We start from the raw sequence: 7,965 nt of genomic DNA, 5'->3' as shown, positions 1-7,965 counted from the left end.
AGGTTTTGCTTTTGACATGGATACTGTATAACCGAATAAGGACGAAATAGAATCAATATTCCCACGACTCCATGCTACTTCAATTGCGTGACGGATTGCACGCTCGACGCGGCTTGCTGTTGTATTATATTTCTTCGCGATATCTGGATACAATACTTTCGTAATCGATCCAAGTAATTCGATATCATTGTACACCATAGAAATTGCTTCTCTTAAATACATATACCCTTTAATATGAGCAGGCACACCAATTTCATGAATGATACTCGTAATGCTTGCATCTAAGTTTTTCGGCTTTCCATCTATTGTCGTTGCTGAACGGAAAGATGGAAGTGGACGTTTAATGGTAGCATTCGCCTTACCGCTCACTTGACGAATATGACTCGTTAAATTCTCCATATCAAATGGTTTTAATATGAAATATGAAGCACCTAAGTCAACTGCTTTTTTCGTCACATCTTCTTGTCCAAATGCTGTCAACATAATTACGCTAGGCTGTCTTAGTCTTTCAATATGTCGCATTTTCTCTAGTACCGCTAAACCATCTAAATGTGGCATAATAATGTCTAAAACAAGTACATCCGGCTGCGTATCAGTTAATAAATTTAAACACTCTTGACCATTATAAGCAGTACCAATTACTTCCATATCATCTTGAGCAGCTACATAACTCTCTAACATTGATACTAATTCTTTATTATCATCCACAAGACATACTTTAATTTTCTCCACAGCTTTTCCTCCCTTACCGAATCGATTCTCCGACATGTGTATCCTTCTAGGCTACATGAATTGTTCGACAATTGTGTGAAAATTCCCTTTTAAAGTTTGTTACTTTCCGATAAAATCACAAAAAAATATGTTTATCGTTCATTTATTCCCTTTCGCAACACATTCCATCATAGAAATACAACGAAACGTTCAACCCTTTTCTTTTATTTTACAACAAAAAACACCTCTTGCGGAGCTTTTACAAAATTTCAACGAATTTTTCAAAAGAAAAGCGAGCTAATTAGCAATTAGCTCGCTTTTCTTTCTTGTTCATAAATGTTAATTCCAGCCTCATGTAACATCCATTCAATATGAACACCATATCCTGATGTTGGATCATTTACAAATACATGTGTAACAGCACCAATTACTTTCCCGTTTTGTACAATTGGACTTCCGCTCATGCCTTGTACGATACCACCCGTTTTCGCTAATAAACGTTTGTCTGTTACTTTTATTACCATGCCTTTTGTAGCTGGAAACTTTTGCGGTACTGTACTAACAACTTCAATATCAAACGCTTCTACTTTATCTTTATCAATAACTGTTAATATTTTTGCCGGTCCCTCTTTTACTTGATGAGATAGTGCAATCGGCATTGCTTTATCCATTACGCCATTTGGTATATTTGTATTTAATTTCCCAAATATACCAAATGGGCTGTTTATGGTAATATTACCAATCACTTCACGATCTGGTGAGAACCTCGCTAATTTCTCTCCTGGATTCCCATGACTACCTCTTTCAATTGATGTAACTGTTGAACGCATAATTTGTCCATCTTCGACTTGAATCGGCTTTTTCGTATCGTTATCAGAAATGACATGACCAAGTGCCCCATATTTCATGGAATCAGGATGAACAAATGTCATTGTCCCAATTCCAGCTGCCGAATCACGAATATATAAACCAATGCGATAAGACGATTCTCCACTGTCTTTTTGTGGTGTTAACTTCGTGCGGATATGTTTCCCATCTCTTAACAAAACAAGATTAAGCGGTTCGCCTGTTTCACCACTATTATGAATAAATGGTGCTACATCACTCATTCTTTCAATTGTTTTACCATTAATTTCAGTAATCATATCTCCAATTTGCACACCAGCTGTTTCACCAGGAGATACTTTCCCTTTTTCAGTTTGAATTAAATGATGGCCTACAACAAGTACCCCTTTTGTGTTTAACTTCACACCAATTGATTGTCCACCTGGAATAACTTTGAAATCTTTCAATACTTTCACATTTACTTTTTTCACTGGAAAACCAGCAAGCTGAAACACCATATCTGCTTCACCATTTTGATGAGAATTTACCATAAGTCCTTGTTTTTGTTCATTTGAACTTACTGTAAACACATGACTATCTGTAGATGAAGCTTTAAAAACTGGTAATGACGCTATTTCTGATTGTTGCCCTTCAAAAACAACAAGTTGCTTCGGAGATGAAATAAACGTCCGAAGCGGTTTAAAACACCCAATAAAAACTAAAGAAACAAGGAGACAAAGACCTATTATTTTGCGAAATCTTTCTAATCTCAATTTGTTCACTCTCCTCGCTCCTACCCCACATTCAGCCTCTTGGCTTCACTTTTTAATCTCTCCTTGCAGTGCTTTATTTATAACCGGAAGAATTAAGAAATCATCATTTGAGAAAAAAAGCTATCCATTACTGGATAGCCTCTGCTGTCTGTTTAAAATGATGCGCTTGCGTAAGTAATTCTTTCGCGTGTTCTGTCGTTAAATCTGTAATTTCCACACCAGAAATCATTCGAGCTATTTCCGTTACTTTATCCTCCATAGTTAAAACGGTAACTGATGTAATTGTCCGATCATTCGCTACTTGTTTTCGAATAAATAAATGTGAATCCGCCATTGAAGCTACTTGAGGTAAGTGCGTAATACAAAGTACTTGCGAGTTTACTGACACTCGATAAATTTTTTCCGCAATAGCCTGTGCAACTCGACCACTTACACCCGTATCCACTTCATCAAAAATAACAGATGCAACACCTTGATGCTTAGAAAAAATGCTTTTTAAAGCTAAAATAATACGAGATAACTCTCCGCCAGAAGCGACCTTTGAAAGTGGTTTTAGTGGCTCACCTGGATTTGTTGAAATATAGAATTCCACATGATCGTAGCCATCCGCCGTAAGTCTTACCGGGGCTCCCTCCACAAGAGGCTCTTCAGCATTTCCTTCTCGCTTCATGATTCTCACTTCAAATTTTGTTTTCTCCATATATAGTTCTTTTAATTCCTGATGAATGGCATTTGTAAGATGCTCCGCAAGGTCATGACGCATATTACTTAACAAAGTTGCTTCTTTCAGAATAACACTTTCTAATTCCTTCAACTGCTTCTTCGTCGTTTCAATATGAACGTCTTTATTTTCAATTGTAAAAATTTCTTGTTCAATTTTATCAGCATACGCTAAAATCTCTTCTACAGTATTTCCATATTTTCTCTTTAGCATACGAATTTCATTTAAACGCGTTTCAATTTCGTCTAAACGATTCGGATCATATTCCATCATATCGAGCTTTTCTCTAAGTTGATATGCAACTTCTTCTAATAAGTAGTAGCTATTTGCAATTGAATCATGATTTTCTTGATACACTTCATCTAAATGTGTAATACTCTCCATTTGTCCCATTGCGCTTCGTACATTATCTAACCCTTGTCCGTCAGCGCTTAACGAGCGATATGCATCGCCTAATGCTTTGTAAATTTTTTCGAAATTAGAAATTTGTAATCGTTCTTCAGTTAATTCAATTTCTTCATCCATCTTTAAATCCGCTTTACTGATTTCTTCATGCTGGAATTGAATTAAATCTAAGCGATGCGCCATTTGTTGTTCATTTTCACTTAACGATTTTAACTGTTTCTTTAACTTTTCATAGTCAGCGTATACATTTTGATATATACCCAATTGTTTAACAATGCGATCTCCATCAAAATGATCAAGCATAAACATATGACGCTCTTCATTCATTAAATCTTGTGTTTCGTGCTGCCCATGAATATCAACAAGTGTTTTTCCAATTTCCTTTAATATACTAAGGGTAACCAGTTTCCCATTTACACGACATACACTTTTTCCGTTTGCAGCGATATCACGCTTCAAAATAATCATGCCATCTTCTATTTCTATATCCAACTCTTCTGCCTTTTCAATACACGGATGCTTATCATCTTCTACATAAAATAGCCCCTCTATCTCAGCCTTTTCTGTTCCGTATCGAACAAATTCCGCTGAACCACGGCCACCTACAAGTAAACTAATCGCATCGATAATAATCGACTTTCCGGCCCCTGTTTCACCACTTAAAACCGTTAACCCTTTTTGAAAAGAAATATTTAATGCCTCGATAATAGCAAAGTTTCTAATCGATAATTCCGATAACAATGCCCCATTCACCTCGTTATAAACTAATCCCCTATTAAGGGCTTTTTTCAGTTCTTTATTCAAATAGTCATACTATATGTTTGTATGTATAAATTACTTTTCTAACCGCTCCATTGTACCAAACATTTGTTTTACGGGTCAATCCACCTATTTTCTAATTTTATTCAAAGAAAATATTATATTACAATTAAAAATTCACGTTTTTAACCAATAAAAATATCCTGTTCACCTTCCACTTTACAGAGGAAAGCAAACAAGATTTTTTTATTACAGCATATTTAAGAAACGATCAGAGACAACACCTGTATCTTCAGGTGTACGGCAAATAATTAAGCAAGTATCATCACCACAGATGGTTCCGATGATCTCATCCCACTCTAAATGATCAATAAGTGCTCCAAGTGAATGAGCGTTACCAGGCAATGTTTTTAGCACAAGCATATGTCCTGCCGTGTCTAATTTTACAAATGAATCCACTAGATTGCGTTTTAATTTTTGTAACGGGTTAAATCGTTGATCTGCTGGCAAGCTATATTTATAGCGCCCATCATGTAATGGCACTTTCACTAAGTGCAGTTCTTTAATATCGCGCGATACTGTTGCTTGCGTTACATTAAATCCCTCATTACGTAAAATATCAACTAATTCATCTTGTGTTTCAATTTCTTTGTTCGCAATAATTTCCCTGATTTTAATATGGCGCTGACCTTTATTCATACATTTGCACCTCACACTATCTCTTACCATAGTTTAAACATTGGTATACTTCACTTATTTATGTTAACTTATAATTCGTTACTTGTACACAATTGTTTTTACAATCATTATACAATTACAACAAAAAGAGGAACAACATATGTTATTCCCCTTTTCCTTTTTGTTTTAGGACATCGTGCGCCTCTGTAACTACTTGCTCAACAGAAACTGGAGCATGATTTTCGCCATTCTCACGTTCACCATGCCATTTCAGATGAATTAAAAATTCAATATTACCATCCCCGCCCGTAATTGGTGAGAATGTTAAACCTTCTACGTCGTATCCTTCTTTTATAGCAAAGTCGACAATCATTTCCACGACAGCCTCATGTACTTTTCGATCACGAACGATACCTTTTTTCCCAACTTGCTCTCTTCCAGCTTCAAACTGTGGTTTAATTAACGCTGCTACATCCCCATTAGGCATAAGCATTGTTTTTAAAACCGGCAGTATAAGCTTTAATGATATAAATGAAACATCGATACTAGCAAATTGCGGTAAACCACGTTCTAAATCTGCTGGTGTCACGTAACGGAAGTTTGTCCGTTCCATTACGACAACACGCTCATCTTGACGCAATTTCCACGCAAGTTGATTGTATCCTACATCTAATGCATAAGATAATTTCGCTCCATTTTGAAGCGCACAATCTGTAAAGCCACCAGTTGATGAACCAATATCTATCATAACTTTATCTTGTAAATCCAGGTGAAATGTCTCTAATGCCTTTTCAAGTTTATAACCACCACGGCTTACATACGGCATAACTTGTCCCTTCACCGTAATCTCTGTATCTTGTGGGATCTTCTCTCCTGGCTTATCAAGTCTCATCTCATTCGCATATACAAGTCCGGCCATAACGGCGCGTTTTGCTTTCTCACGTGTTTCTATAAGTCCTCGCTCTACTAATAGTACATCTACTCTTTCTTTTTTTGCACTCATTTGTTACGCCCTTTTTTGTTTTGATGGAATCATTGTATGAATACGGTCTACAACAGCATCTGTCGTTAAACCAATTTCTTCTAATAATTTTGTTACACTACCGTGCTCTATGAAACGGTCTGGAATACCCATTCGTTCAATTAACGCACTATGGTACCCGTTCTCAGACGCAAATTCAACTACTCCCGTTCCAAAACCACCAATTAAACAAGCTTCTTCAATCGTTAAAATCGGTATATTTTTTCCTAAGAGATCATGTAAATATGCTTCATCCATCGGTTTAATAAAGCGAGCGTTCACTACTTTCACTGAAACTCCAGCCTTTTCAAGACGCTCAGCTGCTTCCATTGCCATTGGTATTGTCGTACCAAATGTTAAAATAGCCGCTTGTGTACCTTCTTTTAACGTTTCCCAAGTACCGATTGGAATCGCCTTTAATTCTTCATCCATATGAACACCAAGTCCATTACCGCGCGCATAACGTAATGCGATTGGTCCATCTTCATATTGCATCGCCGTATATACTAAATGTTGCCCTTCATTTTCATCTTTCGGCATCATAAGTACCATATTCGGCAAATGACGTAAGAATGAGATGTCAAATACACCTTGATGCGTTTCACCATCTGCTCCTACTAAACCAGAGCGATCGATTCCGATGAAGACATTTAAATTTTGGCGGCATATATCATGAACAACTTGATCATATGCTCTTTGTAAAAATGTTGAATAAATCGCTAAGAATGGCTTCATCCCTTGTGTTGCCATACCCGCCGCCATTGTTGTAGCATGCTGTTCTGCAATACCTACATCAATCATACGATCCGGGAATTCTTTTTGGAATTTCTCAAGTTTCGATCCAACAGGCATTGCAGGTGTAATTGCAACGATACGCTCATCCGTTCTCGCTAGCTTAAGTACTGTATCACTAACAACAGCACTCCATGCTGGTGCAACTTCTTTCGGCTTAACGAAGTCACCTGATTCAATTTTATAAGGTCCTGTTCCATGCCAAGTTCCAATAACATCACTCTCAGCTGGTTTATAACCTTTTCCTTTTTTCGTAATAACATGAACAAGTACTGGTCCTTTTGTTTTCTTTGCATATTGCAACGTTTCGAATAACTTTTCATAATCGTGCCCATCAACTGGACCTAAATATGTAAAGCCTAATTCTTCGAAAAAGACACCGGATACTAGTAAATATTTAAGACTATCTTTTATTTTCTCTGCTGTCGCAGCAACTTTCCCACCGACTGCTGGGATTTTCTTCAATATATACTCTAGTTCATCTTTTACCCAATGGTATTTCCCTGCGGTACGTAGACGTCCAAGCACATTATGAAGCGCACCAACGTTTGGTGCAATTGACATTTCATTATCATTCAAAATAACAATCATGTCTGTTTTTTCATGTCCAATATGGTTCAATGCCTCTAAAGCCATTCCGCCTGTTAGAGCACCATCCCCAATGATTGGTATAACATATTCTTTCGTTTTCTTTAAATCACGTGCTAGAGCCATTCCCATTGCAGCAGATAATGATGTCGAGCTATGCCCAGTTTCCCATACATCGTGCTCACTCTCGCAACGTTTTGGGAAACCACATAGACCTTGATATTGCCTTAATGTACCGAATTCCTTTGCACGTCCTGTTAAAATTTTATGTACATAGGATTGATGTCCTACGTCCCATAAAAATTTATCTTTCGGACTATCAAATAATTTATGCAGAGCAATTGTGAGTTCTACTACACCTAAATTAGGTGCAATATGTCCACCTGTTTGAGAGAGCTCTTCAATTAAAAACTTACGAATATCCTCACCCAATCCCTCTAGTTCACCGATAGACATATCTTTCAAAAAACTAGGGTTTTGAATTTGCGTTAGATCCACATGGATCACTCACTTTCATTTCATAATCTGTCAACATGTCAAATATTATAAAAAACATTTACACAAAACAAGAAATTATCTTTTTTTATTTTTCACCTTGTCCTGCAATTAACCAGTCTATTGCGCCTTAATCCTATTATAAACCATATTTCTTTAGGCGATGAAAAAAATAGCCGCTAACACGAAGTGATAAC

6 protein-coding genes are annotated in these 7,965 nt (G+C 36.8%); all 6 read right to left on the bottom strand.

Going from position 1 to position 7,965, the window contains the following annotated elements; all coding sequences use genetic code 11:
* Positions 1 to 732 (bottom strand): sporulation transcription factor Spo0A (gene spo0A, locus KVT31_RS02595; protein ID WP_217613512.1); only part of this gene is annotated, 732 nt, incomplete at its 3' end.
* A gap of 287 nt (positions 733 to 1,019) precedes the next feature.
* On the bottom strand, positions 1,020 to 2,318 hold the full coding sequence (gene spoIVB, locus KVT31_RS02590; protein ID WP_088097701.1) for a SpoIVB peptidase: 1,299 nt from the start codon (positions 2,316 to 2,318) through the stop codon (positions 1,020 to 1,022).
* Positions 2,319 to 2,436: 118 nt separating this feature from the next.
* Complete coding sequence (gene recN, locus KVT31_RS02585) at positions 2,437 to 4,176, bottom strand: DNA repair protein RecN (protein WP_088097702.1); 1,740 nt, start codon at positions 4,174 to 4,176, stop codon at positions 2,437 to 2,439.
* 267 nt (positions 4,177 to 4,443) lie between these two features.
* Positions 4,444 to 4,893 (bottom strand): arginine repressor ArgR, encoded by a 450-nt coding sequence (argR, locus tag KVT31_RS02580; RefSeq protein WP_001032581.1) that lies wholly within the window; start codon positions 4,891 to 4,893, stop codon positions 4,444 to 4,446.
* A gap of 142 nt (positions 4,894 to 5,035) precedes the next feature.
* The gene (locus KVT31_RS02575) at positions 5,036 to 5,875 is read right to left on the bottom strand and encodes a TlyA family RNA methyltransferase (protein WP_088097703.1); all 840 of its coding nucleotides are present in this window, start codon (positions 5,873 to 5,875) and stop codon (positions 5,036 to 5,038) included.
* Between the two features lie 3 nt (positions 5,876 to 5,878).
* Positions 5,879 to 7,771 (bottom strand): 1-deoxy-D-xylulose-5-phosphate synthase, encoded by a 1,893-nt coding sequence (gene dxs / locus KVT31_RS02570; protein WP_088097704.1) that lies wholly within the window; start codon positions 7,769 to 7,771, stop codon positions 5,879 to 5,881.
* Positions 7,772 to 7,965 lie beyond the last annotated feature (194 nt).

Source organism: Bacillus sp. GbtcB14, from assembly GCF_019091205.1.
In the GTDB taxonomy this organism is placed as follows: domain Bacteria; phylum Bacillota; class Bacilli; order Bacillales; family Bacillaceae_G; genus Bacillus_A; species Bacillus_A cereus_AG.
The sequence above is the reverse complement of the archived record's forward strand: the minus strand, read 5'-3'. Positions and strand labels throughout refer to the sequence as shown.